This window comes from Phyllobacterium lublinensis, assembly GCF_020164435.1.
GTDB classification, from domain to species: Bacteria; Pseudomonadota; Alphaproteobacteria; order Rhizobiales; family Rhizobiaceae; genus Phyllobacterium; species Phyllobacterium lublinensis.
In genome coordinates this window covers 1-24,811 of the sequence record NZ_JAIUDQ010000013.1, presented here as the reverse complement: position 1 = coordinate 24,811, position 24,811 = coordinate 1, and the positions used below count along the sequence as shown (strand labels likewise).

22 protein-coding genes, 1 other RNA gene and 1 riboswitch are annotated in these 24,811 nt (G+C 58.1%); of the genes, 11 read left to right on the top strand and 12 right to left on the bottom strand.

Annotated elements, in window-relative coordinates:
• Nucleotides 1-181 precede the first annotated feature (181 nt).
• Nucleotides 182-442 (top strand): hypothetical protein, encoded by a 261-nt coding sequence (locus K9U38_RS15745; protein WP_224495296.1) that lies wholly within the window; start codon nt 182-184, stop codon nt 440-442.
• A gap of 294 nt (nt 443-736) precedes the next feature.
• Here the strand turns inward: K9U38_RS15745 and K9U38_RS15740 are convergent, their stop codons facing one another.
• The 10 genes from K9U38_RS15740 to ffs all read right to left on the bottom strand — a co-directional run bounded on the left by K9U38_RS15740 (nt 737) and on the right by ffs (nt 11,307).
• Nucleotides 737-1,852 carry an ABC transporter substrate-binding protein gene (locus K9U38_RS15740; RefSeq protein ID WP_224495413.1) on the bottom strand — a complete coding sequence of 372 codons (1,116 nt, stop codon included), beginning with the start codon at nt 1,850-1,852 and terminating at the stop codon, nt 737-739.
• A gap of 20 nt (nt 1,853-1,872) precedes the next feature.
• Complete coding sequence (locus K9U38_RS15735) at nt 1,873-3,033, bottom strand: CaiB/BaiF CoA transferase family protein (protein WP_224495295.1); 1,161 nt, start codon at nt 3,031-3,033, stop codon at nt 1,873-1,875.
• Complete coding sequence (locus tag K9U38_RS15730) at nt 3,030-3,584, bottom strand: MaoC family dehydratase (RefSeq protein ID WP_224495294.1); 555 nt, start codon at nt 3,582-3,584, stop codon at nt 3,030-3,032. Before K9U38_RS15730 ends, K9U38_RS15735 begins: the two co-directional genes overlap by 4 nt.
• Before the next feature lie 211 nt (nt 3,585-3,795).
• Nucleotides 3,796-4,794, bottom strand: coding sequence for a glutathione S-transferase family protein (locus K9U38_RS15725; protein ID WP_224495293.1), 999 nt, complete (start codon nt 4,792-4,794; stop codon nt 3,796-3,798).
• Between the two features lie 104 nt (nt 4,795-4,898).
• Nucleotides 4,899-6,572, bottom strand: a complete 1,674-nt coding sequence (gene ilvD, locus K9U38_RS15720) for a dihydroxy-acid dehydratase (protein ID WP_224495292.1) — start codon at nt 6,570-6,572, stop codon at nt 4,899-4,901.
• Nucleotides 6,573-6,639: 67 nt separating this feature from the next.
• A complete protein-coding gene (locus tag K9U38_RS15715) occupies nt 6,640-7,896 on the bottom strand; it encodes a lytic murein transglycosylase (RefSeq protein WP_370631963.1) in 1,257 nt (418 codons plus the stop codon).
• Nucleotides 7,897-7,905: 9 nt separating this feature from the next.
• Nucleotides 7,906-8,511 carry a recombination mediator RecR gene (recR, locus tag K9U38_RS15710; protein WP_224495291.1) on the bottom strand — a complete coding sequence of 202 codons (606 nt, stop codon included), beginning with the start codon at nt 8,509-8,511 and terminating at the stop codon, nt 7,906-7,908.
• A 420-nt stretch (nt 8,512-8,931) separates the two neighbouring features.
• Entirely contained in the window at nt 8,932-9,255 is a 324-nt protein-coding gene (locus K9U38_RS15705) for a YbaB/EbfC family nucleoid-associated protein (RefSeq protein ID WP_106711780.1), read from the bottom strand.
• Nucleotides 9,256-9,274: 19 nt separating this feature from the next.
• Nucleotides 9,275-11,137 carry a DNA polymerase III subunit gamma/tau gene (locus tag K9U38_RS15700; protein ID WP_255607315.1) on the bottom strand — a complete coding sequence of 621 codons (1,863 nt, stop codon included), beginning with the start codon at nt 11,135-11,137 and terminating at the stop codon, nt 9,275-9,277.
• Nucleotides 11,138-11,210: 73 nt separating this feature from the next.
• Nucleotides 11,211-11,307: signal recognition particle sRNA small type (gene ffs, locus K9U38_RS15695), an RNA gene on the bottom strand.
• A gap of 69 nt (nt 11,308-11,376) precedes the next feature.
• Between ffs and K9U38_RS15690 the strand changes: the two genes are divergently transcribed.
• Nucleotides 11,377-11,781 (top strand): HIT domain-containing protein, encoded by a 405-nt coding sequence (locus K9U38_RS15690; RefSeq protein ID WP_224495410.1) that lies wholly within the window; start codon nt 11,377-11,379, stop codon nt 11,779-11,781.
• Between the two features lie 53 nt (nt 11,782-11,834).
• Entirely contained in the window at nt 11,835-12,776 is a 942-nt protein-coding gene (nudC, locus tag K9U38_RS15685) for an NAD(+) diphosphatase (protein WP_224495290.1), read from the top strand.
• Here nudC and K9U38_RS15680 read toward each other — a convergent pair.
• On the bottom strand, nt 12,773-13,630 hold the full coding sequence (locus K9U38_RS15680) for a prephenate dehydratase (RefSeq protein ID WP_224495289.1): 858 nt from the start codon (nt 13,628-13,630) through the stop codon (nt 12,773-12,775). The two genes, nudC and K9U38_RS15680, sit on opposite strands and share 4 nt — an antisense overlap.
• Before the next feature lie 2 nt (nt 13,631-13,632).
• Complete coding sequence (locus K9U38_RS15675) at nt 13,633-14,370, bottom strand: 3-deoxy-manno-octulosonate cytidylyltransferase (RefSeq protein WP_224495288.1); 738 nt, start codon at nt 14,368-14,370, stop codon at nt 13,633-13,635.
• Nucleotides 14,371-14,628: 258 nt separating this feature from the next.
• Here K9U38_RS15675 and K9U38_RS15670 point away from each other — a divergent pair, with 258 nt between their 5' ends.
• The 8 genes from K9U38_RS15670 to K9U38_RS15635 all read left to right on the top strand — a co-directional run.
• A complete protein-coding gene (locus tag K9U38_RS15670; RefSeq protein ID WP_224495287.1) occupies nt 14,629-15,258 on the top strand; it encodes a c-type cytochrome in 630 nt (209 codons plus the stop codon).
• 162 nt (nt 15,259-15,420) lie between these two features.
• Complete coding sequence (locus K9U38_RS15665; protein WP_255607302.1) at nt 15,421-17,295, top strand: extracellular solute-binding protein; 1,875 nt, start codon at nt 15,421-15,423, stop codon at nt 17,293-17,295.
• Nucleotides 17,292-19,163 carry an extracellular solute-binding protein gene (locus K9U38_RS15660; RefSeq protein ID WP_224495286.1) on the top strand — a complete coding sequence of 624 codons (1,872 nt, stop codon included), beginning with the start codon at nt 17,292-17,294 and terminating at the stop codon, nt 19,161-19,163. The genes K9U38_RS15665 and K9U38_RS15660 overlap by 4 nt, the downstream gene beginning before the upstream one ends.
• A gap of 30 nt (nt 19,164-19,193) precedes the next feature.
• On the top strand, nt 19,194-20,297 hold the full coding sequence (locus K9U38_RS15655) for a microcin C ABC transporter permease YejB (RefSeq protein WP_224495285.1): 1,104 nt from the start codon (nt 19,194-19,196) through the stop codon (nt 20,295-20,297).
• The gene (locus K9U38_RS15650; protein ID WP_224495284.1) at nt 20,297-21,436 is read left to right on the top strand and encodes an ABC transporter permease; all 1,140 of its coding nucleotides are present in this window, start codon (nt 20,297-20,299) and stop codon (nt 21,434-21,436) included. The genes K9U38_RS15655 and K9U38_RS15650 overlap by 1 nt, the downstream gene beginning before the upstream one ends.
• Nucleotides 21,433-23,061 (top strand): ABC transporter ATP-binding protein, encoded by a 1,629-nt coding sequence (locus K9U38_RS15645; protein ID WP_224495283.1) that lies wholly within the window; start codon nt 21,433-21,435, stop codon nt 23,059-23,061. The genes K9U38_RS15650 and K9U38_RS15645 overlap by 4 nt, the downstream gene beginning before the upstream one ends.
• A complete protein-coding gene (locus K9U38_RS15640) occupies nt 23,058-24,017 on the top strand; it encodes a 2-hydroxyacid dehydrogenase (RefSeq protein ID WP_224495282.1) in 960 nt (319 codons plus the stop codon). Before K9U38_RS15645 ends, K9U38_RS15640 begins: the two co-directional genes overlap by 4 nt.
• A 70-nt stretch (nt 24,018-24,087) precedes the next feature.
• Nucleotides 24,088-24,249: riboswitch (FMN riboswitch) on the top strand.
• A 79-nt stretch (nt 24,250-24,328) separates the two neighbouring features.
• On the top strand, nt 24,329-24,811 hold a 483-nt coding region (locus K9U38_RS15635), incomplete at its 3' end, for a 6,7-dimethyl-8-ribityllumazine synthase (protein ID WP_224495281.1).

Genomic DNA, 24,811 nt, shown 5'->3' with positions numbered 1-24,811 from the left:
AATGGCGGTCGTTTGAGCCGGCAAATCAGTGCCCTTGGTGGTTTGCCATATTTGAAGTAGCGCGCCTCGCTGTTGCGCTGCGGTAAGCCGTTTGAAAAGCGCGATTATCCGTTTCGAATTGCCATGTCGCATTTGGGGAACTACGCTTTTGGGGTCGCCTTATCGAGAAAGGAGCAGTTAAATGCCTTTCGATAATCCCCCCAATCCGACTTATTCCCAAGATGACTGGAATGTGATGCAGGCAGCCTACGACAAGGCCTCGGCAACACTCCTGGTAAAATCAAGCTCGGAAGACGAAGCCAAGATCATTTCCGAAACGGTTATGACGGCCTTCAACCGGGGCAACAGGGATGTGAACTCGCTGGCGGCGCTTGCAGTAATTACAGCGATCAATTCCCACCCGTCGGTAACAGGAGCCGAAAGGCAAAACCGCCGCGCCTGATATCAATCGGTTCAATAGGTCGTCCGTCCCCTGCACTTTGACTTTCGCTCGCGTTTGCGGCACATCAGCCGCAGCACCCCTTGTTGCAGCTGAGGCCAGAGAATGAAATTTGTCACTTTCGCAACCCTGTTGAGCACGCTTTTGTTGGGCGCCTGCGGATCTGGCTACGGGACCTGGTCGCCGCGACGGACAGAAGTCACGAACCCCAGCCCAGCAAATTGCCAGAGCGGTTACGGCATCTGCCCCGGCCAGTATGGCCGCGGCGGGCAGATGCGTCATTCGTCCTAGACCATTTCAGGCGGCGAAGCTCTGCCTGAACAATCTGTTCAGGTCATCAATGACTATTCTCGCTTCGTGTCCTCCGAGGAGGCCCGCATTGATGCGGTCCGACGCCTCCTGCTGAAAGGCCATATAGCCGTTATGGCGCGGACGGACCCAGCATCCCTCGAGCGTCGTGCGGGTCGCGAAATAGAAATCGGCTGTCCCGGCATTGACTGCTTCGTCATCCCAGGCGGCAGCATGGGCGGGCTGCCCGCCCGCCGCGGCATAGGGACCACGCTGTATGTCACCGCTGGCGATCCAGTAAGCGAAATCGACGGCCGATTCGCGCTGAGCCGAGAAGGCCGAGACCGCAATGCCTGTACCGCCAAGCGCCGAGCCCACCGGGCCGTTCTCCCCGGCTACGGGAATATCGGCGAATGCTACCAGATTGGGCCTGAACCCATCCATCGCGTAGCTGACATAGCCATAGATCAGGGGCGAATAGGCGATGGTGGAACCTGCCGCCGCCATTTGTTCCAAAACCGCAATCGGGTCCATGCCAAAACATGCTGGGTCGATGAGCGAAGAAATCTCGCGCATCATCCTGAACGTCCTTGCGCCGTGTTCAAGACTGATCAGGTCCCCGGATCTGCCTGAAGCACAAGGTGAGCCCAGATTGGCGCTAAGCGTATAGAATGTCATGAGCGTGTGCGGCGGCCGGAGCGGCAGCAACACTTTACCCTCCCGAGCGAGCAACAGAACATCGGTCCACGCCGCCGGAGGCTGGACAAGCATGTCTGGACGCCATGCCGCCACCTGCGATGCCGTGTCGATCGGGAAGGCCCATTGCCGGTCCTGCCAACGATAGCTTGAATAGGACTGCCCCACGCTGCTCTTGATGAGGGCAGATCGCTCGGCCTGTCTGCCCGCGACGTCAAGCGGCGCGAGGCAATTTTCAGCGGTGATCTGGCCGACATGCGGGTGGTCGATGACGATCAGGTCATATTCCTTCGCCAGTTCCTCTACCGGAAAGGTCTCGAAATCCTGAAGCGAACGTTGCTCCCAGTCGATGCTGACACCCGTTTCTGCCTTCCATAGTTTGGAGCAGGCAACCATGGGGTCATAGCCCCGCGGATGGCTCCAGGTCATGCCCTTCAACTTGATCTCGCTCACAGGCCGAATTCCTTGCGGATGGCATCGCTGTGTTCGCCGATGCGTGGTGCGGCGCGGTCAAACCGCGCCCGCTTGCCATTGACGCGGATAGGCGACCGGGTAGTGAGGATCGAAACGTCGTCCTCGCGGTTCACTGTCTGTAACATGTCGAGAACCTTGAAGCCCTCACTTTGCAATAGTTCCTCCCAGTTCAGCACCCGGGCGCACCAGATATCGGCGGGCTCGAGAATGGAAAGCCAGTGCTCCGTGGTTTCTATCGCGAGTCGGGTTGCAATGATGCGTTTTATCTCGTCGCGTGCAGTGAACCACGTGGCCGGAACATCGCGATACGGCTCAAGTTCATTCAATCCCAGAAGGTCCGCAAGCTTTGGCAGCGGTGTCATCGCGAGCGCGAGATAGCTGTCTTTTGTCTGATAGACGCCATAGGGAGCTGAAAGGTAGGCATGTGCGCTACGAAAATCCGAGCGCTTGGGCAGCCGGCGACCATCGTTAAGATGGGTCGTCAGCACCTCGAACTGGAAATCGATGAGCGATTCAAGGAGACTGGTCTCAACATGGCTGCCTTCGCCACTGATGCCACGCCGCACGAGCGCGGCGAGAATGCCTTGGACTGTCGCTGCTCCCGCAAGCATGTCGCCGACGGCAAGACCAAAGGGCACCGGCCCCTGGCTCTCGTCTCCATTCAGCCACATCAGGCCGGAGCGCGATTGTGCCAGCAGATCCTGGCCGGGGCGCGCCACCCATGGTCCTTCTTCGCCATAGCCACTTATGCCGGCATAGACGAGCCGCGGATTGATAGCCTTCACCGCCTCATAATCGAGACCCAGCCGGTTGATGACCCCCGGGCGAAAGTTCTGGATCAGGACGTCGGCCTTTGCCAGCAATGCTTTCAGCGTTGCGAGATCGGCGGGATCCTTCAAATCGATGGCGATGCTTTCCTTGGCGCGGTTGATTGCATGGAAAATGGTTGAATCTCCGCCGATTTCCGTGTCGCTGAGATAAAGGCGCCGGGAGAGGTCGCCGCCATCGGGACGTTCCACCTTGATCACGCGCGCACCCAGATCCATGAGGCGCAGCGATGCGTAAGGTCCAGACAGGAACTGGCTCATGTCAATGACGAGCAGGCCCGTCAGCGGCAAATCGTTCGTGGCAGTCATTGCTTTTCGGTCTTTCCAATGAAATTTTCGGGATTCTGGTACTTCACGGTCTGCAAATGCTCGCAGTAGAGGACAAGTTCCCCCTCGCTCTTGAAGACCTCATAACTGGCACGGATCAGGCCCAAATCCTTGTACCGCGGCCGTTTTTCCATATTGGTTCGGATCGTGTAGATCGTATCGTTAAGGAATACAGGCTTGATGAATCGCAACTTGTCATAGCCATAGGAAAAGGCATTGACGCAATTGGTGGCGACGAGGCCAAGGCCGGCAGAAAAGACGAACGCTCCTGCGACGAGACGCTTGCCGAAAATGCCTTCACTCTCGGCGAACATCTGGTCCTGCACGTAGGGGTGGATGTCGGTGACAAGCGTATTGAAGAGATGGCTGTCACTCTCCGAGATCGTCCGGCGCAGCGAGCGGATTTTCTGGCCGACCGGCCAATCCTCATAAAACCAGTTTTCAGCATTCCAGACCGGCAAGGCGGCATGATCGGAAGGCATGTTCTTCGGTCGGGTCGTGGAAATGCCCACGGTCGGCGCAAAACCGCTCATCGCGCAGCGCCTTGATGACCGCATATTCCAGACCGCATGATTGACCTCCCATATCTTTCCTTGTGAATAATATTTTCACATATGGGTATGAATAACAAGGCCGTAGTTCATGCGAAAGCGAAATGCACTACCCAGCGCTCGCTTCGGCATAACGCGTTTGGGTGGGCATGAAATACGTCCCGCCACTCCTGTGGCGGCCGAAATGGATTGATCAACGGCAGACGACGCCCTTGCCGAGCAACCGCTCGCGATCATGGGGTGCATCGAAATCGACGAGCGGTCCGAGAGGAATGATGCCGGTGGGATTGACGTGCGCGATCGAATAATACCCTGCCTTGATATGGTCGATCTTCACCGTGCCGCGTACATCCTGCCATTGGTAGAGCTCGCGCATGTAATTGGAAAGATTGTGATAATCGCTGAGGCGGCGAATGTTGCATTTGAACACGCCGTGATAGGCGGCGTCGAAACGAACCAGCGTCACAAACAGCCGCCAGTCGGCTTCGGTCAGGTGTTGGCCAGCGATATAGCGATGATCCTCAAGGTGGGCCTCGACCCTGTCCAGTGCCTCGAATACCCTGGTGGCCGCTTCCTCATAGGCCTGCTGCGATTTGGCGAAACCCGCACGATAGACCCCATTGTTGATGTTTTCGTAGATCATCCCATTCCAATGGTCGATCTGAGGGCGCAGCTGCTCTGGATAATAGTCGTGGTTGTCGCCTGTCAGGCCGTCGAATGCCGTATTGAGTATGCGGATGATATCGGCCGATTCATTGTTGACGATCCGGCCCTCTACGCGGTCCCACAACACAGGGACTGAGACCTTTCCGGTATAGCTTGGCTCGCTCTGGGTGTAGAGCTGGTGAAGATAGCGGATCGGCGGTGCCTTGGGACCGGCGTCCTGTTCGACAGCAAATGTCCAGCCATTTTCTCCGATCGCCGGTTCGGCAACCGAAATGCGTATTATGTCGCTGAGACCCTTGAGTTTTCGGAAGATCAAGGTGCGCGACGCCCATGGACACAGGTAAGACACGAACAGCTGATAGCGGCCGGGCTCTGCCGGCAGTGCGGGATTGCCCTGCGCATCAGGGCGGCCATCCGGCGTGATCCAACGGTGAAAATGCGTTGCCTCGCGGTGGAAGGCGCCGCCGCTTATTTCAGAGGCAGCCACATCGCCTTTTACCCATTGTCCATTTACCAAAGCCGGCATGTGCATGTTCCTGACGTTTGCAATGCCAGGATCGTTGCATTTCATGGCGCGTTTTCATACCGGCGAGTACTTTGACAGACTGTATTCGCCGCCGAAACGGCAGATCACCCGGTTACCGCGCCCTCGCTTGCCGATTTTGCCAGCTTGGCAAATTTTGCAAGTACGCCGCGCGTATATCGGGGTGGCGGCTGCTTCCAGTTTCTGCGGCGCTCGTCGATCTCTGCCTCGTCCACCTCAAGTTGTAGCAACTGCTGGCGCGCGTCGATCGTGATCATGTCGCCTTCCCTGACAAGGGCAATGGTGCCCCCCTCGAAGGCTTCCGGCGTGACATGGCCGACAACCATCCCCCAGGTCCCGCCAGAAAACCGTCCGTCAGTGATGAGACCCACGCTTTCGCCAAGGCCACGGCCAATGATTGCCGATGTCGGCGCCAACATTTCCGGCATGCCGGGCCCACCTTTCGGGCCAAGATAACGCAGGATCAGTACGTCGCCCGGCCTTATCTTATCGGAGAGGATTGCATCCATTGCCGACTGCTCGTCGTCGAAAACCCGTGCCGGGCCCTTGATCACCGGATTTTTAAGACCCGTGATCTTTGCAACCGCTCCACCGGTCGCAAGGTTACCCTTGAGGATCGCCAGGTGGCCTTCCTTGTAGAGCGGCTTGTCGATCGGGCGGATGATGTCCTGACCAGCGGGTGGGGCATCGCGGATCTCGGCCAGTTCCTCGGCGAGGGTACGCCCGGTAATTGTCAGACAATCGCCGTGCAGAAGGCCGGCATTCAACAGGATCTTCAGGACCTGCGGAATGCCGCCGACCCTGTGCAGGTCCACAGCCATATATTGTCCGGACGGGCGCAAATTGCAAAGGACCGGAACCTTCCGGCGCACGCGCTCGAAATCCTCGAGCTTCCATTCAACTTCCGCGGCATCGGCGATTGCAAGGAAGTGCAAGACACCATTGGTCGAGCCGCCGGTCGCCATGATCAATGCCACGGCATTCTCGATCGATTTGCGCGTGATGATGTCGCGTGGACGGATATTCTTGCGCACGGCCTCAACGAGCACGCGGGCTGACGCCGCGGTACTGTCGATCTTCTCCGCATCAGGATTGGCCATGGTGGACGATGACATCAACGACATGCCCAGCGCCTCGAATGCCGAACTCATCGTGTTGGCGGTATACATGCCGCCGCATGAGCCCGTCGAGGGGCAGGCATGCCGCTCGATTCCCTCAAAATCCTCTTCGCTCATCTTCCCTGCCATGAAGGAACCAACGGCTTCGAAGGACGACACGATGGATAGATCCTTGCCCTTCCATTTTCCAGGCTTGATCGTGCCGCCGTAGACATAGATGGACGGGACATTGGTGCGGGCCATGGCAATCATGCCGCCGGGCATGTTCTTGTCGCAGCCGCCAATCACCAGAACCCCATCCATCCACTGGCCGTTGACACAGGTTTCGATGCAGTCGGCAATGACCTCACGCGAGATCAGCGAATACTTCATCCCTTCCGTGCCCATCGCCATTCCATCGGAGATGGTCGGCGTGCCGAATAATTGCGGGTTGCCGCCAGCCGCTTTGATCGCAACGACCGCTGCATCGGCCAGCGGCTGAAGGCCGGCATTGCAAGGCGTGATCGTCGAATGCCCATTGGCAATGCCGATCATCGGCTTTTCGAAATCCCCCTTCTCATAGCCAAGGGCATAATACATGGCACGATTGGGCGACCGTGCGACGCCTTCGGTGATGTGTTTCGATCGCTCGTTGGCTGGCATGGTGTGGCTCCCATTCTCGATCCTCAGGCAATTTAGAGCCTTTCCCGATGAGAACGAAAGGAATTCTTCAGCGTATAGCCTTGATCAAATCCCTGTCAGGAAAACAGGTGGCCGCCATGCCCTGCTTGGCTTGCCAGCTGCCGATGGAGCGACGCGTCTTGAAGCCGGGGAATCCATCGGCCCCGCCTGCATCGTAACCCATCTTTTCCAGCCGCTTTTGCAAACCGGCAATGTCCGAGCGATAGAGACCGCCGACATCGCCCCAACCTGCCGAAAAGCCTTGAGCACCATGGGCTATACGATCCCCGGCATGACCGATGAACAGCGCATAGAGATCGCTCATATTGTATTCCTTGAGCACATAAAAATTCTTGGTCACGATGAAAGCGGGACCATGCCGTCCGGCGGGCATCAACAGAAAGCCCTCGCGCTTGGTTTCGCTGGCCGGAAATGGCTTGCCGTTCACGCGGGTGATTCCAAGCTTTGACCAGGAAGCAAAAGGCTTGCCCTGGTCGGGACCTTCAAGGGCACAACTGACGCTATCCGGGACATTGACCTCATAGCCCCAATCGCGGCCGCGCTCCCAGCCATACTGAGCAAGGTAATGGGCAATCGATCCCAGCGTATCCGGCACCGAGTTCCAGATGTCGCGTCTGCCGTCACCATCGAAATCCACTGCGTGTTCGAGATACGAGGTCGGCATGAATTGCGGTTGGCCAAGTGCGCCCGCCCACGAGCTTTTCATGTTGGCTGGACCGATGTAACCGTTCTGGACGATTTCGAGTGCCGCAACAAGCTCGTCGCGGAACATTTCCTTGCGCGTTGCCATGAAGGCCTTCGTGCCAAGCACAGCAAATGCGTTGTAGGGAATCTTGACGCTGCCAAAACCGCTTTCGCGGCCCCAGATCGCAAGCACGATCTCGCCGGGCACACCATATCTGCTTTCAACGGCTTTCAATGTGCGCGAATACTGACCGGCGCGCGCGGCACCCCCTGATGTCACGGCGTTCACAGTCTTGGCATTGAAATATTTGCCGGGCGAGCCGAATTCGGATTGGGCTTGCTTCTGGGGTGTCTGCGGCTTTTCGCCCGGCATGACGAGGTCCGGCAGATCGAAGTTGAGCTTTACGCCCGCGAATGCCTCATCGAAAGTCGCCTTGGAAACCCCCTTTGCCTTGGCTTGGGGCCAAAGGTCATTCGCAAGCCAATTCTGAAACAGCGCTTCTGTTTCGGATTTTGACGTCGCGAAGCCAGTACTTGAACAGAGCGCAAAGGCCATTGCGATCCCTGCGGTGAGGCCAAGTCTCCAGCTACGCTTGCTCAAGCTGTTCTCCTAGAGTGTTGTCCGGGCTCGTAGAGCCGCTGCCAAGGTTCCTTCGTCGAGGTAATCCAGTTCGCCGCCCACGGGCACGCCATGGGCCAATCTGGTAATGCGGACATCAAGGCCCCCAAGCTGGTCGGTGATGTAGTGGGCCGTTGTCTGGCCTTCGACGGTAGCATTGACCGCGAGGATGACTTCCTTGATCTCGCCCTCCGCCACACGACCGACGAGCGTTGCTATGTTCAGGTCGTCTGGCCCTATGCCGTCGAGCGGCGACAGCCGGCCCCCCAGAACATGGTAACGCACATTCATTGAGCCGGCTCGCTCCAGCGCCCAAAGGTCCGATACATCTTCCACCACGATCAACGTCGTGCGCTCGCGTCGGGGATCGGTGCAGATCATGCAAGGATCCGAGGTGTCGACATTGCCGCACGTCGAGCAAACGCGCACTTTCTCGGCGGCGTCCTGCATGGCCGAGCCCAGCGGGATGAGCAGGGCTTCCTTTTTCTTGATCAAATGCAAGGCGGCCCTGCGGGCTGAGCGCGGCCCCAGCCCCGGCACTTTGGCGAGCAATTGGATAAGTCGTTCGATTTCCGGACCGGCGATTCGTTTGGACATGGCGAAGGTTTAGAGCAATTTGCGCCGTTATGAAATCAGTGAGGAGCAACCGCTGGCAATGAACCTCAAAAAAGCACAACCCTGCATTCGTTGCGGCGGACAGATGAACCGGCAATGATCCTTGAAGACCAAGCAATCAGGGTTCGAAGGCTAAGCAGCAGCATCGTGCCAGCCGATGCATCGGGAAGATGGGCTACCCGACTGCGGCAACAGCCTTGCCGTCGAACTTGGAGGTGATCTATGCGGAGATTTCCGTTTAGCATCATCCTTATTTTAAGGAGAACCCGGACGAGCTGGTCATGGACCGTCCGGGTTCAATTTAGCTAAGGACAGGGGACGGGCGATCGCTCGTTCCCACTCCAACTCCCAATATAACCGCCAAACACTCACATTCCAACAGCCTTGTGGTTGCAGGGCGGCTCAAAATGGGAGCTTGAAACCCGGCGGTATTGGCAGGCCGGCCGTCAATGCCTGCGTCTTCTCAGCCATGATTGCTTCGACCTTTGCCTTGGCCTCGTTATGGGCAGCGATGATGAGGTCCTCGATGACCTCGATATCGTCTTCCTTGAACAGCGACGGATCGATGGTCAGGCCGGTCAACGCGCCCTTGCCGGACAGTTTCACGGTGACGAGGCCGCCACCAGCATGCCCCTCGGCCTCGAGTGCAGCGATCTCTTCCTGCATGGCCGCCATCTTGGCCTGCATTTCCTTCGCCTGTTTCATCATGCCCATAATATCACGCATGGGGGGAGCTCCTGTTCGTTCAATCGTCTTCTTCTGCCGGTGCCAAGGTGTCGTCATCAGGCACAGGCCCACTTGTCATGTCGCCGTCAACTTGTCCGGCCGGAACGGCGATGCGAACGTTGATGATCTTGGCGCCTGGGAACTTCGATAATATCGCTGCAACATCCGGATCAGCGCGCGCATCGCTCAACAGGGAATCACGTTTGGCAGTTTCGGATTCGCTGACCGTTGCCGCGCCTTGCTCGCGCGACAACGATACCATCCAGCGCATACCGGTCCAGTCACTCAACTTCTGCGACAGGTCGGTCAAAAGCGTTTTCGGTGCGTTTTCCGTCAGGTTGATCTCGAGACGGCCGGGCTTGATACTGACCATGCGAACGCAGTTCTTGACCATGATCTTGAATTGCATGTCGCGTTGCTTGTCAGCGAGCGAGATGATGTCCTCGATGCTGCCAACCGGCACAGCCGGTGGAGCTTCCTCGACAGCCGGCACCGGCGGAACAATCTGCTCCGCATGTGGCGCAGATTCGACCAGCCGCATGGTTGCCCCGCCGTTCGACGTGACAGCAGGACGCGACGACGCAACGGCGTCCGCCGCAGCGCGTGTCATCGTCGTGCCGCCGTTTCCTGGACGCGGCCCATCACTTCGCGGCGCCGGGGTCGCGATCGAGCCGCCGTCTTCAATTGACTTCAACGCCTCGTCAAGTGTGGGGAGGTCGGCGGCATGGGCCAGCCGGATCAACAGCATTTCGGCTGCCTGAACCGGGCGGCTGGAACTGTCGACCTCGGCAATGCCCTTCAGCAGCATCTGCCAGGTGCGGGACAGGACGCGGATGGAAAGCCTCTCGGCAAAATCCCGGCCACGTATCCGTTCGTCTTCCGATAGAGAAATGTCACCAGCCACATCCGGAGTGAACCGGATACGGGTCACCAAATGGTTGAAATCGGCAAGATCGGCAAGCACGATGCTCGGATCGGCACCGACATCATACTGGGCACGAAATTCGCGCAACGCCGAGGCGACATCGCCGCCCATGAGCATCTCGAAAAGGTCGATGATGCGGGCGCGGTCGGCAAGGCCCAGCATCGAACGAACCGCCTCGGCTTCGACAGTGCCCGCGCCATGCGCAATGGCCTGGTCGAAGATCGACAGCGAGTCACGCACGGACCCTTCTCCCGCCCGGGCAATCATCGCAAGCGATGCGTCATCGACGGTAATCGCTTCAAGATCGGCAATTTTCTTGAGATGGCGGGTAAGGACGCTGGTGTCGATGCGGCGCAGGTCGAAACGCTGGCAGCGCGACAATACAGTGATCGGTACCTTGCGGATCTCCGTCGTTGCGAAGATGAACTTTACATGGGGTGGCGGTTCTTCCAGCGTTTTCAGCAGGCCGTTGAAGGCCTGATTGGAAAGCATGTGTACTTCGTCGATGATATAGACCTTGTAGCGCGCCGATACCGGGCGATATCGCACCTGCTCGATAATCTCTCGAATATCATCGATACCCGTATGCGAGGCCGCATCCATCTCGATCACATCGACATGGCGCCCCTCCATGATCGCCTGGCAGTGTTCGCCAGGGAATGTCAGGTCGATCGTCGGCTTGTCGATATCAGCAGTCTTGTAGTTGAGCGCCCTTGCAAGAATTCGAGCTGTCGTGGTCTTGCCGACACCACGCACGCCAGTCAGCATCCATGCTTGGGCGACGCGTCCGGTTTCGAACGCATTCGTTAGCGTTCGGACCATCGGCTCCTGACCTATCAGATCATCGAAATTCTGGGGGCGATATTTGCGGGCGAGCACGCGATAGGCGCTGTCTGGCGTTTTCGTGTCCATCGCGTTCGATTCCGCTCCTGCATTGACTTCTTGTGTCCGGCGCAAGTTTGGACTGCCATGCACCACAGCGTCAATGCCGCTTGCTGGCTTTGACACAGGCAGCTCACAAAGAAGAAGGGTGGGAGGCTGGCACGGCGACCCGTGCCTGGCTCGTTGGGGCTGCTTCCTTCCGGACCTGACCCGGTTGGCGAGTGGCTCGTCCACCACCAACCTCCCGAGGCTCATATCGTCAATTCAAACGCAAAAAGCAAGCGGAACGGCGAAAAAACTGTTATCAATTATGAATCATGACTTTTGTGCTAGACCGTAAACTTGCAGCAGACACTTTTTCAATTGCAAGGTTGGGCCTCTGCGATCTGCGCCTGATGAATGACCGGCGCTGGCCGTGGCTCATCCTGGTGCCGCAACGCGCCGGAATTTGCGAAATCCACGAACTGACGCCGCTCGACCAGACCATGCTGACGTTCGAGACCGGGATTGCGGCGCAAGCATTAAAATCTGTCGTGAACTGCGAAAAGATCAATACGGGAGCGCTCGGCAACATTGTTCGCCAGTTGCATTTGCATGTGATCGCCCGCAATACCGGTGATCCCGCATGGCCCGGCCCAGTCTGGGGCCATGGCACGCGTGAGCCTTACGGCGAAAAAGACGCAAGGGCCTTTGCGAACGCCATACTCAAGGCTATTTAACATATATCATTGCGTGCAGTCCCCTTCCGGACGGGTATCCTGGAGTTTTAGCCATGTCGTTTCGCCTTTTCGATGTCCCGGAAACGGAGGCGAGCCATTACGTCGGATTTGCCGGTAACAGGATCAACCGCCATTCAGAAAAGCGCAGTGACGATGTGGTGACTTTCGCGCTGGCAAACACCAATGCCCGCATGCTGCTCGTCAGCCAGGGCCAGCTACTGGTCAATATGAGCAGCGCGGGCGATGCGCTGTTCAACTTGAATGATGCGGCCACGCTTCTGCCCGTCCCCAACAAGACAATCTATCTCGGCATGCTGGATGACATGCCCATTCTTGCTACACCAAGCAGCATTGAATTGACGGCCTTGCCCGAACGCGTCAAGGCCATCGACTACCGCTCCGTCTATACGCAAGGCCTCATTCCAGCGGAACAGCTCGGAGCGATGGCCCAGGCGGTCTCGCTGCTCAGCTGGCACGACAATCACAGGTTCTGCGGTCGCTGTGGTTCGGAAACGGTTATGCGCGACGGCGGTTACCGCCGCACCTGTCCCAATTGCGATGCGCAGCACTTTCCCCGAACCGATCCCGTCGCGATCATGATGGTGGTGCGTGGCGATAAATGTTTGCTGGCGCGTGGACCGCATTTCGGTCCGGGCATGTATTCATGCTTGGCCGGCTTTATCGAGCCCGGCGAAACAATCGAGAATGCCGTGCGTCGCGAGACCCTCGAAGAGACTAACCTTCGCGTCGGGCGCGTACTCTACCACGCCAGTCAGCCATGGCCCTTCCCCTATTCGCTCATGATCGGGTGCCACGCCGAGGCTCTGTCCGACGACTACACGCTCGACAGGGACGAGCTTGAGGACGGCCGCTGGTTTGAACGCGCGGAAGTCGCCACCATGCTTGATCGCACCCATCCGGATGGGTTGATGACACCACCCCGGGGTGCGATCGCCGCTCACCTCATCCGTAGCTGGCTGGAAGGCGGCGCTTAGTCTTCCTCGTCCTGGGCGCCGCGGAAAGTCGTATCCGCCGGATAGACGCCAAGAACGCGCACTTCCTTGGAGAAGAATTCGAGCTCGTCGAGCGCATGGGCGACGTTTTTGTCATCCGGATGACCTTCGATATCGGCATAGAACTGGGTTGCCGTGAACTTTCCATCGATCTGATAGCTTTCGAGCTTCGTCATGTTGACGCCATTGGTGGCAAATCCGCCCATGGCCTTGTACAGCGCGGCAGGAACGTTACGCACTCGAAAGACGAAGGTTGTGATCGTCAGTTGGTCGGAAGTACGAGGCGCCCATTTTTTCGTCTTGTTGAGCACGACAAATCGGGTGACATTGTTGTCGGTGTCCTCGACATCCTCTTCCATTATGTCGAGACCGTAGAGATCAGCGGCAAGACGCGGGGCCAGGGCCGCCATGGACTTGTCCTTGACGTCCGCCACGAGCCGCGCGGCGCCTGCGGTATCGCCGGCGATCACCGGCTTCCATCCATTCTTGCGAATATATTTACGGCATTGCCCAAGCGCGTGGATGTGGCTGTGGACCGACGTGATCTCACTGCGCTTGGTACCGGGCAAGACCATCAAGTGAAAATGGATCGGCAGGAAATATTCGCCGACGATATGCAACCGCGATTCCGGCAGGAGGTGATGAATGTCAGCCACACGCCCCGCGATCGTGTTCTCGATGGGGATCATGGCAAGGTCTGCCGCGCCACTCTCAACCGCGTTGAATGCGTCTTCGAATGTCGGGCAAGGCATGGGCTCCATGTGAGGAAACATGTTTCGGCAGGCGGTATCGGAATTGGCGCCGGGTTCGCCCTGGAAGGAAATGCGGTTGGTCATTGTCAATTGCCTTTTGTGGTAAGAATTTCACGTGCACGTTCAAGATCTTCCGGCGTATCGACACCGAGCGGCACCGAATCCACGACTTCAACATCAATCCGCATGCCGGCCTCCAGCGCACGCAACTGTTCAAGCCGTTCGCGCCGCTCAAGCGGCGACGGGCCGAGCCCGACGAAGCGCTCGAGCGCGGCGCGACGATAGGCGTAAAGGCCGATGTGGTGGTAAAGAGGGCCATCACCCCACGGAGCCGTGGCCCGGGTGAAGTAGAGCGCACGCATCTGATCCTTGCCCGTTGGCGAGCCAATAATCTTCACCACGTTCGGGTTGGTTTTCTCATCTTCCCGGCGGATCTCCACTCCAAGCGTCCCGATGTCGGCCGGGCCGTTCTGCAGGGGCACCAATGCGCGCCTTATGATCGCGGCATCGATCGTCGGAAGGTCGCCCTGTACGTTGACGATGGCATCGACGGCTCCATCAGGGTCAAGGGCGATAAGCGCCTCGTAGATCCGGTCTGAGCCGGACTCGTGGTCATTGCGGGTCATGACCGCCTCAAGTCCATGCGCCTGAACGGCCGACTTGACGTCGAGGCTATCGGTCGCGACAACGGTGCGGCCAAGGCCCGCAGCCTTGGCGCGTTCGGCGACATGCACAATCATGGGCTTGCCGGCAATATCGGCCAACGGCTTGTCAGGCAGGCGAGTCGAAGCCATTCGGGCAGGTATTAGTGTCAATATTTTCATGCGTCACAGCCACCCACGGTGTCAAAAAGTCTCAGGCAGAACCGCCCTTATATGTGTTGCAAGTCGCGAGCAAAAGACCTAGTTTCCGCGCGATCACGAGGGGACTCTCACCGCAAATGCACTGATCTGCATTGACCAGATATTGAGAGCCTCCGCAAGTGTGCTGAACACAAAGCTCCTGCACTGCCAAGGCAAGTGCGCAAAGGAACTCTGCGCCCGGCACATTTGAACAAGACACAAATGGAGCAATGATCGACGATGGAATCGACACCATTCAACAAATATGCCATGGCGTTTCTGGCGACCGTCTTCGTTGTCATGACGGCAGGCATCCTGTCCGATTCTATATTCGACTCACACGCGCCCGAGAAGCCCGGCTTCATCATCGAGGCAGCAGAAGCCAGCGGTGAGGCGGAAGCTGGCGGTGCTCCTGCTACCGAGGCAGTGCCGATTGCAACGTTGCTTGCCTCGGCAGATGCAACACGCGGCGAAGCCATCTTCAAGCGTTGTGCTGCATGCCACACCGGCGACAAGGGCGGCGCGAACAAGGTTGGCCCCAATCTCTGGGACATCGTCGACCGTCCGATCGCGACCCATGCAGGCTTCAGCTATTCCGGCGCCATGAAGGATTTCTCCAAGGGCGGCCAGGAATTGTGGACCTATGATCATCTCAATCACTTCCTGACCTCGCCGAAGGGCTACATCAAAGGCACAGCCATGGGCTTTGCCGGCGACAAGAAAGACAATGAGCGTGCCGACCTGATCGCTTATCTGCGGACATTGTCCGATAGCCCCAAGCCGCTCCCGGCTGCTGATGCAGCACCTGCGGGTGATGCAGCGGCTCCGGCAGACGGTGCAGCAAAGCCAGCCGAAGGCACTGCCCACTAAGAAACCAAGATTCAGATCTGCAGGAGCCGGGCCAGTGCCCGGCTTTTTTGTATCAACAACCCCGTGTTTTTTCCGTCAGGGCCTGTTCTCTGCCGCATTTTATCTTAGACTGACGGCTAATCTCTTGGAACCAATCCTCAAAGAGAACCTGTGGAGACCGATTTGCGATTTCGCCCTGCCGTTGCCTGCTTCGCCATTGTTGCCCTTGCCGTCCTTGGCACTTACCAGAATGGGAATGCGGCAGAGCCGGAATGGCGGAAAGGGACGAGTCTCCTCGGCGAGCCCAAGTATGGCGACGACTTCAAGCACTATGACTATGTGAACCCGCAAGCGCCGAAAGGCGGCACGCTCAATCAAACGGTGGAAGGCAGCTTCGACAGTCTCAATCCCTATGTCGTGCAGGGAAGCCCGGCGGCCGGGCTCGTCGGATTCGGCGGGGGGCTGCTCTATGATACATTGATGAACCAGTCCATCGACCAGGGTTCAACCTCATACAGCATGATTGCTGAAGCGATTTCCTATCCGGAAGATTTCTCGTGGGTGAAGTTCCGTCTCGATCCGGCCGCCAAATGGCACGACGGGCAGCCGATCACCGTTGACGATGTCATATGGACTTTCAACGTCCTCAAGGCGCAAAGCCCGCTCTACAACAAGTACTACCATGATGTGGTCAAGGCAGAAAAATCTGGCGAGCGCGAGGTGACATTCACATTCAGCAGCGGCGGCAATCGCGAACTGCCCAATATCATGGGTGACTTGGTGGTGCTGCCGAAACACTGGTGGGAGGGGACTGATGCCAGCGGCAAGAAGCGCGACATATCCAAACCGACCACGGAAATTCCACTTGGCTCTTCCGCATACAAGATCGAAAGCATCGTTCCAGGCAAGACGGTGATCTGGAGCCGCGCCCCCGACTATTGGGCGAAGGATCTGCCCGTCAATGTGGGCAGAAACAATTACGACACGTTACGCTATGAATATTTCCGGGATGCCAATGCAAGTTGGGAGGCATTCAAGAAGGGCGGATTCCAGGATTATCGCCAGGAAAATCGTATCGGTCGCTGGATGCGTGAATATGACTTTCCCGCAGTCGCAAAGGGCGACGTCATCAAGAAGACCTTTCCCTACCGCGCCATCGGGCGAATGCAGGGCTATATCCTCAACAGCCGTCGCGACAAGTTCAAGGATCCAAGAGTACGCGAGGCCCTCACTTGGGCATATGATTTTGAGAACATGAACAAGAACATGTTCTTTGGCCAGTATAAGCGCATCGACAGCTACTTTGCCGGAATTGAGCTTGCGTCAAGCGGACTGCCGAGTGGCAAGGAGCTTGAAATCCTGGAAACTGTGCGCGGTCAGGTGCCGGACGAGGTCTTTACCAAGGAGTTTAAGCTCCCCGTCTATGATACGCCGCAAGCAGCACGTGAGAATCTTCGCCGCGCAGTCACTCTGTTGCGTGAGGCAGGATACGCGCAGAAGGACGGAAAGCTGGTGAACACCGAGACCGGCCAACCTCTGACCATCGAATTTCTGGGTGACGATCCCAGCGATGAGCGCGTTTTCGGACCGTTCATCGACAATCTGCGGCGTATCGGTATCCAGGGATCGATACGCGTGGTCGATAGCAATCAGTACACTGCGCGCGTGAATGATTTCGACTACGACGCGATCATGATCGTCATGGCCCAGACTCAGTCACCCGGTAATGAGCAACGTGAGTTTTGGGGGTCGGCGGCTGCGGATGCGCCGGGCAGCCGCAACTACATGGGAATCAAGAATCCCGCCATTGACAAGCTTATCGATAGCGTCATCTTTGCCAAGGATCGCGACGAACTGGTGGCCGCGACCCACGCGCTCGACCGGGTTCTGCTGTGGAATTTCTACGCTGTGCCGCAATGGTACGATGATAAGATCAACGTTGCCTACTGGAACAAATTCGGCATGCCGGGGAAACAGCCTGAATATAGCGGTATTGATCCGTTTTCGTGGTGGATCGATCCCGCCAGGGAAAAGGCAATCAAGGCGCGTACCGAATGACACTTTTCAACCGCCGTGACGTGCTCAGGATTTCCAGCGCGACGATCCTGGCGGCGATGACCCCGCGCTTCGCCCTGGCTGACGTCGCAACCGATGTGCCGTTGCATGGCCTCTCAGCTTTTGGCGAACTGAAATATCCGAAGGACTTCACGCATTTCGACTATGCCAGTCCCGAGGCACCGAAGGGAGGCACATTCGCCTTCTCGCCGCCAACATGGCTTTACAACCAGTCTCCGCAGACCTTCAACACGCTCAATACATTTTCCGCCAAGGGCGATGCGCCGCCACGCATGGAACTTTGCTACGACACGCTGATGACTTCGGCGTTGGACGAGCCCGATTCCATCTACGGGCTGGTGGCCGAAACGGTGACCGTCTCCGCTGACCGCAACACATTCACCTTCAGGCTGCGGCCTGAAGCAAGGTTCCACGACGGTTCCAGCCTGACCGCACATGATGTGGTATTCAGCTTCCAGACACTGCAGAAAAAAGGCCATCCCGAGCTTTTGCTGCTGCTCACGCAGATGAAGGAAATCATCGCAGAGGACGACCACACGCTGCGGCTGACATTTACAGGCCAACACTCCGACCGGGCCATCCTCGACATTGCGAGCGCCATGCCCATTCTGTCCAGGACCTGGTTTGCTACCCGCGAATTCGATGCTTCGACCATTGAGCCACCGCTCGGTTCGGGTGCCTGGCGCGCCGACAGCATCCACGCCGGCCAAGGCATCGAATATGAGCGCGTTGCCGATTACTGGGCGAAGGACCTGCCGGTCCAGCGCGGTTTGAGCCACTTCGACCGCATCAGGATCGACTTCTACCGTGACCGCCAGCCGGAGTTCGAAGCCTTCAAGAAGGGCGACATTTTCTGGCGCAGGGAATCTACTGCCAAGACATGGGTCACCGAGTATAATTTCCCTGCCGTCCAGCAACAACGCGTCATCAAGCGCGAGTTCGCTGCCGAAAAGCGCCCCCAACTTCAGGCATGGGCGGTGAACCAGCGTCGGGAGCATTTCCGCGACCCACGTGTTCGCGAGGCCATCGCGCTCTGCTTCGATTTCGAATGGACGCAGAAAAATCTGTTCTACGGCATGTATGAGCGATCGCAATCGCTTTTCGAGCGGTCGGATTTTCGCGCCACCGGCAAACCGTCGCCGGAAGAGCTCGCCATCATGGAACCTTTCCGGGACCGGCTGCCGGAGGCTATTTTCGGTGACGCGATTGTCCAGGCGCAGTCCGATGGCTCGGGCCGCGACCGCAAAAACCTGCGGCGCGCCGTGGAACTATTGAATGAGGCGGGTTTCAAGCGCGACGCCAACCGTTTTGTGGATGGTGCCGGCAAACCGCTCAATCTCGAGATGCTGATTCAGGCCGAGGTATTCGTTCGCGTCTATACGCCGTTCATCAACAATCTCCAGGCGATCGGCATCAATGCATCCTTGCGGCTTGTCGATCCGGCGCAATACCAGATCAGGCTGCAGGATTTCGATTTCGACATCATGGGCATGGCAGTCCTGCTCAGCCCGACGCCGACGAGGGAATCGCTTGAGGCCATGTTCGGTTCCGTGTCGGCTTCAGCTCCCAGTTCATACAATTTGCCGGGCATTGCCGATCCCGTGATCGATGCCTTGATCGCCAAGGTCAGCGAGGCAGGCTCGCGGGCCGAACTGGTGACAATCATGCAAGTTCTTGATCGGCTCTTGCGTATAAGACGCGACTGGATTCCAAATTGGTACTCAGCGAATCATCTGGTCGCCTATTGGGACATGTTCGGCTTCAAGGAGCCGAAACCCGATTATGGTTTTCCGGCAGAAACGCTATGGTGGTTTGACGAAGCAAAGGCAAAAGCTATTGGTAAGGTTTGATAGGACTGCATTGCACGGAGCGCTCATCTGATGGGAGCGTACATTCTCCGTCGCCTTGCCCTGATGGTTCCGACCCTGTTCGGAGTACTGCTCGTCTGCTTCGTTATCGTGCAATTCGTACCAGGCGGCCCCGTCCAGCGGATTATCGGCCAGCTGACCGGACAGGGCGGCAATGCCATGGACCGCATCGGTGGCAACAGCTCCGACTTCGGCCAGGGCCAGGATCAGCTTGGCGTCGGGACCAACAACTCGAAATATCGCGGCGCACAGGGTCTGGATCCAGCCTTCATCGCCAGTCTCGAAAAACAGTTCGGCCTCGACAAGCCGCCGCTGGAACGATTCGGGCTGCTCGTCTGGAACTACGTGCGCTTCGATTTCGGCAAGAGTTATTTCCGCGATATCAGCGTCGTGGACCTGATCAAGGAGAAGCTGCCGGTCTCCATATCGCTCGGCCTCTGGATGACACTGCTTTCCTACATGATTTCAATACCCCTCGGCATCCGCAAGGCAATCCACGACGGCTCCACCTTTGACATCTGGACGAGCGCCATAATCATTGTCGGCTACGCGATCCCCGGATTCCTCTTCGGCATAATGCTGATCGTTTTCTTTGCCGGTGGGTCTTTCTTCGACTGGTTTCCGCTACGAGGCCTCACCTCGAACAATTTCTCGCAGCTCTCGCTGGGGGGCAAGATCGTGGATTATGCCTGGCATCTGGTCCTGCCGCTCACCGCCATGCTGCTTTCGGCCTTTGCGACGACGACGCTGCTCACCAAGAATTCGTTCCTGGACGAAATTCGCAAGCAATATGTCACGACCGCACGCGCCAAGGGCCTGAGCGAGCGCAAGATCCTCTATGGGCACGTCTTCCGCAACGCCATGCTGATCGTCATTTCTGGTTTTCCGAGCGCCTTCATTTCCATCTTCTTTACCGGGCAGCTGTTGATTGAGGCGATCTTCTCGCTCGACGGACTCGGCCTGCTCGGATACGAGTCCATCATCAACCGCGACTACCCCGTGGTGATTGCCACCGTCTATATCTTTGCGCTTGTCGGTGTGGTCGTCAGTCTCCTGTCCGATTTGCTCTACACCTGGATCGATCCGCGGATCGATTTCGAGCGGAGGGACGTCTGATGACCGATATTGTCGGCGCTACGCCCGCGCTCCCCGTCAAACGCCCGCGTCTGTCACCACTCAATGCGCGCCGCTGGCAGAACTTCAAGGCCAACCGGCGCGGCTGGTGGGCACTTTGGATCTTCCTTTTCCTGTTTGTGGCCTCGCTGTTCGCCGAGTTCATCGCCAATGACAGACCAATCCTCGTTTCCTACAAGGGCGAGATCCTGTTTCCTGTCCTTGTCGATTACCCGGAAGAAAAGTTCGGCGGTTTCTACGCGGTAACGGACTACCGCGACCCCGTGATCCAGGACGAGATCAATGCCAATGGCTGGGCAATCTGGCCGCCGGTCCGATATTCCTACCGCACTGTCAACAACGAGTTGCCCGATACCGCCCCTTCGAAGCCGTTCTGGCTGTTCACGCCCGAAGAACGTTGCGCACGCTATCCACAAGGCGTCAACGATCCGAACTGTACCTTCGGCAACATGAATATCCTCGGCACCGATGACCAGGCGCGCGATGTGTTCGCGCGTGCACTCTACGGTTTCCGCATCTCGGTTCTGTTCGGACTCATCCTGACGGCGGCATCTGCGGTCATCGGCGTGACGGCCGGGGCACTGCAGGGCTATTTCGGCGGCTGGCTCGATCTGATCGCCCAGCGCTTCATCGAAATATGGTCATCGGTCCCAACCCTTTATCTTCTCCTGATCATGGCCTCGATCCTGCCGCCAGGGTTCTGGATCCTGCTTTGCATCATGCTGCTGTTTTCCTGGGTCAGCTTCGTCGGCATTGTCCGCGCCGAATTCCTGCGCGCCCGCAATTTTGAGTATGTCAACGCCGCCCGCGCACTTGGTGTGCGCGACCGTACGATCATGTTCCGGCACCTCTTGCCCAACGCCATGGTGACGACGCTGACCTTCCTGCCCTTCATTCTCAACGGATCGATCACCACATTGACCTCGCTTGATTTTCTAGGTTTCGGGCTCCCGCCTGGATCGCCCTCGCTTGGCGAATTGCTTGCCCAGGGCAAGAACAATCTCCAGGCGCCGTGGCTCGGGCTCACGGGCTTTGTTGTCATCTCATTGATGCTGTCGCTGTTGATCTTTGTCGGTGAAGCAACCCGCGATGCCTTCGATCCACGCAAGGCTTTCAAATGAGTGCGCCTCTCCTCTCGGTCCGCGACCTTTCCGTTGCCTTCACGCAGGGCGGGCGCGACACGCTGGCTGTCGATCGCATATCCTTCGACATTGCCGAGGGCGAAACCCTTGCCCTTGTCGGCGAATCCGGTTCGGGCAAATCGGTATCGGCGCTGTCGATTCTCAAGCTCTTGCCTTATCCGCCAGCCTCGCATCCTTCAGGCCAGATCCTCTTCAAGGGCGAAGACCTTCTCGACAAGGATGAGACTGACCTGCGCCGGGTGCGCGGCAATGACATCACGATGATCTTTCAGGAGCCGATGACCTCGCTCAATCCGCTCCACACGATCGAGGACCAGATCGGTGAAGTGCTCAAACTGCATCAGGGCATGGGCGACAGGGCGGCACGGCAGCGGACCCTGGCCTTGCTTGAGGAAGTCGGCATTCGCGACCCCGAAAAACGCATGTCAGCTTATCCGCACCAGCTCTCCGGTGGCCAGCGCCAGCGCGTGATGATCGCCATGGCACTTGCCAACAAACCGAAGCTTTTGATCGCCGACGAGCCGACCACTGCACTCGACGTTACGGTGCAGGCGCAAATCCTAAAGCTCTTGGCGGACCTCAAGGCCGCGCAGGGCATGTCGATGTTGTTCATCACCCATGATCTCGGGATCGTTCGCAAGATCGCGGACCGCGTCTGCGTCATGACCGGCGGCAAGATCGTCGAGACCGGCCCAACCCGGCAGATCTTCGACAATCCGCAGCACGCCTACACCCGCCACCTGCTTGCGGCAGAGCCAAAGGGCAATCCGCCATCGGCTGATACTACATCTGAACCCGTCATGCATGGCGAGCAGATCAAGGTCTGGTTCCCGATCAAGCAGGGGTTCCTGCGCAGGACCGTCGATCATGTGAAGGCAGTGGACGGCATCGATGTCACGATCCGCGCCGGTCAGACGCTCGGCGTCGTCGGCGAATCCGGTTCGGGCAAGACGACCCTCGGGCTGGCCCTGTCGCGGATGATTTCGTCCGAAGGCGTCATCCGTTTCGGCGACAAGGATATCAACAAATATTCCTTCCGTGAGATGCGGCCGCTGCGGCGTGCACTGCAGATCGTTTTCCAGGATCCCTATGGTTCGCTGTCACCGCGCATGTCGATCTCCGACATCATCGCGGAGGGACTCCAGGTGCATGAACCTCACCTTTCCGCGGACCAGCGGGATGAACGCGTGGTGGCGGCCCTGAAGGAAGTCAATCTCGATCCGGACAACCGCTTCCGCTATCCGCATGAGTTCTCCGGCGGCCAGCGGCAACGCATCGCAATCGCCCGGGCGATGGTCCTCAATCCGCGCTTCGTCATGCTCGATGAGCCCACATCGGCGCTCGACATGAGCGTACAGGCTCAGGTCGTCGACCTTTTGCGCGCATTGCAGCAAAAGCACAATCTGGCATATCTTTTCATCAGCCACGACCTGAAGGTGGTCAAGGCGCTTGCCAATGACGTGCTGGTGATGCGCAATGGCAAGGCCGTGGAGTACGGACCTTCGGAGGAGATCTTCGCGAGACCCAAGACCGACTACACAAAAGCCCTGATGGCCGCTGCCTTCAGGATAGAAACGGCCGAACAGGGAGCGGTGAGTGAATGACGAAAAGCGTGAGCGACAATATCCTTTTGGCGGTGACCGGATGGGATCCGGAAATCTGGCGTTCCGAGTTTGCCAAGGCCGCGCCCGGCCGCAAGCTCGTGCTGGATACCGATACCGACAAGGAGAAAATTCGCTACGCGCTCGTCTGGAAACAGCGGCAGGGATCGCTCGCGGGGCTGCCCAATCTGGAGGTCATCTTTTCGCTCGGCGCCGGCGTCGACCACGTGTTCCATGACCACCAGATTCCGGATGTTCCCATTGTCCGCATCGTGTCGCCCGACCTGACCATGCGCATGAGCGAGTACGTGGTCTGGCAGGTACTCGATCATCAGCGGCTCGGGCATCGCTATCGACAGCAGCAGCGCCAGAAAGTCTGGCATGAGGATCGGCGGCAGCCCGCAGCCCATGAGGTGACCGTCGGCATACTCGGCCTCGGCGTGCTTGGACGCGATGCGGCACAGAAATTGCGCATGCTTGGATTCAGGGTCAGCGGCTGGAGCCGCCGGCTGCAAACCATCGAAGGTGTAACCACGCATTTCGGCAAGGATGGCTTCAAGGAGTTCCTCAAGGACGTGGACATCGTGGTCTGCCTGCTCCCGCTGACGCCTGATACAAAGGGCATCCTTTCGATGACGATGTTCGCGCAGATGAAAGCGGAAGGGCCGCTTGGCGCTCCGACACTCATCAATGCCGGCCGCGGTGGACTGCAGAACGAAGCCGATATCCTGTCAGCGCTGGATCGCGGCATGCTGTCGGTCGCGACGCTGGATGTTTTCAACAAGGAACCCCTGCCGAAAGACAGTCCCCTGTGGACGCATCCCCAGGTCATGATCACGCCGCACGCGGCAGCGAGTTCGAGCCCTCAGGCGCTTGTTCCCGAGATCATCGCCCAGATCGAATCCTATGAGCGCGGTGAGCCCCTGAAGAACATCGTTGACCGGGCGGCGCAGTATTAAGCGCCGTCGTCTCACAAGTTCCGGAACCAGCGCTTGACCCGTAAAGGCAATCCATTAAGGTGCCAGCGTTAAGTGTTCTCAGGGCGGGGTGCAATTCCCCACCGGCGGTAATCACTGCATGTCGGAAGACACCGGTGCGAGCCCGCGAGCGCTTTCCAGTCCGCTGGAAAGGTCAGCAGATTTCGGTGCGATCCCGAAGCCGACGGTGTAGTCCGGATGAAAGAGAACAACTGAAAGGCCGGATCGCTGCAGGGCGGTCATGAGCCCCATTTGGTTGTGCCCTGATTCACGTCCACTCGAAGGAGAAAGACATGGATCAGTTCCAGAATAGCAATACCCCAAACACCCCAACACCAAGGCCGCGCATCGCCTTTATCCAGGCGCGTTGGCATGCGGACATCGTCGACCAGTGCCGCATCGGCTTTGAGGGCGAACTGCAGCGCCAGGGCGTCAAGCCGGAAAGATTCGACGTCTACGATGCACCGGGTTCGTTCGACACTCCGCTACTTGCCAAAAGGCTGGCGGAAACCGGACGCTACGAAGCCATCATCGCTGCCGGCCTCGTCGTCGATGGCGGAATCTACCGGCATGATTTCGTTGCAGGAAGCGTCGTGAATGCTTTGCTCACGGTGCAGTTGGAAACCGGCGTGCCGATCCTGTCAGCGGTGCTGACGCCGCATCACTTCCAGGAACACGCGCAGCACATCGACTTTTTCACTCGGCATTTTCTGACCAAGGGTCAGGAAGCGGCCCGTGCCTGTCTGCAGATTATCCAGACGTTTCGGCAGGTGGCT